1 protein-coding gene is annotated in these 1345 nt (G+C 64.3%); it reads left to right on the plus strand.

What is annotated here, in order from left to right:
• Positions 1-217 precede the first annotated feature (217 nt).
• A complete protein-coding gene (locus GTW58_RS13015) occupies positions 218-1318 on the plus strand; it encodes an IS110 family RNA-guided transposase (protein WP_168023550.1) in 1101 nt (366 codons plus the stop codon).
• Positions 1319-1345: the final 27 nt, after the last annotated feature.

Below are 1345 nucleotides of genomic sequence, written 5' to 3' on the forward strand. Positions count from 1 at the left end.
TTCGCGTCAGTACCAGAATGAGGGTATCCCGGCGGGGCTGGCTCGTTTATTCGCTGCTTTCGTAGCTTGTCCGCGATGTGCCGTCTCTCCGGGACCCGCGGTGCTGGAAGTGGGCGTGGCCTGATAGGAGCCTGCTGGTTCGACTGCCCAACTGAGGCGTGCCCGTCCGCGTTCGGCACCGCAGCTCGCGCAGTACCGGACTGGGAAGGGGACTGTCATGACTGTCATCGGTATCGACGCTCACAAGGACTGGCACACGCTCGTCGCGGTGGACGAGGTGGGCCGGAGAATCAAGGAGCTCACGGTCGAAGCACGTGCCGGGGGGCATCGAAAGATCTTGACCTGGTTGGAAGGCTTCGAGACCGTCACCGTCGCGGTCGAGGACTGCCGCCACCTGACCCGTCGGCTCGAGGCTGACCTGCTCGAGGCCGGACATCGAGTCGTTCGCGTGCACACCAGGTTGATGGCTGGCATGAGGCGCAGCAGCCGGGAACGCGGCAAATCGGACCCTATTGATGCGGAAGCCGTGGCCCGGGTCGCACTTCGCGAGGAGGGCTTGCCGACCGCTGAGCTGCCGGGTACTTCCAGGGACATCAAGCTTCTGTCGGACCATCGCAGGACCCTGGTTGCACGGCGAACGGCGATGCAGTCCAAGGCTCGCTGGTTCCTCCACGAAATCGATCCTGAGCTGGAGATTCCTTCGCGTGCTCTGCGCCGGTACCACCTCCTGGACGAGCTGATCGAGTACCTGGCGACAGCTGACGGAGCGGTCGCCGAGATAGCTCGCGACCTGCTGGTCGATATTCGCGAGCTGACCGTTAGGATCAACACGCTCGAAAGCCGCCTGAGCCGGCTGGTGCGGGCCAGTCATCCCTCACTGGTGGCCGTCCCGGGCATGGGAACCCTGGGCGCAGCGATGATCATTGGCGAGACAGCGGGGATCGCCAGGTTCCGCTCCCGCGATGCCTACGCGAGATTCAACGGGACCGCGCCGATCCCAGTCTGGTCAGGCAACAAGGTCCGCGTTCGACTCTCGCGTGGAGGGAACCGCACGATCAATACCGCCCTGCACATGGCTGCTCTCACTCAGATCCGGATGGGTGCGGAAGGCGCCACCTACTATGACAAGCTCATTGCCGCCGGCAAGACGCGCAAAGAGGCGCTGCGGCTCCTACGACGTCGACTCTCGGATCGCGTCTACGCCGCGCAGAGGGCCGACCTGGCCCCTGTCACCCAGACGCCCGAGGTTGGTGCTCCATTGGAGGGGCCGTCGACGATCGAACATCCTGCGTCGTTGATGCCGCTCATGGCCGCCTGAGCGATCCAACTTGACATAGGAGCATCG

The sequence above is a fragment of the Kocuria subflava genome (genome assembly GCF_012163155.1).
Lineage (GTDB): Bacteria > Actinomycetota > Actinomycetes > Actinomycetales > Micrococcaceae > Kocuria > Kocuria subflava.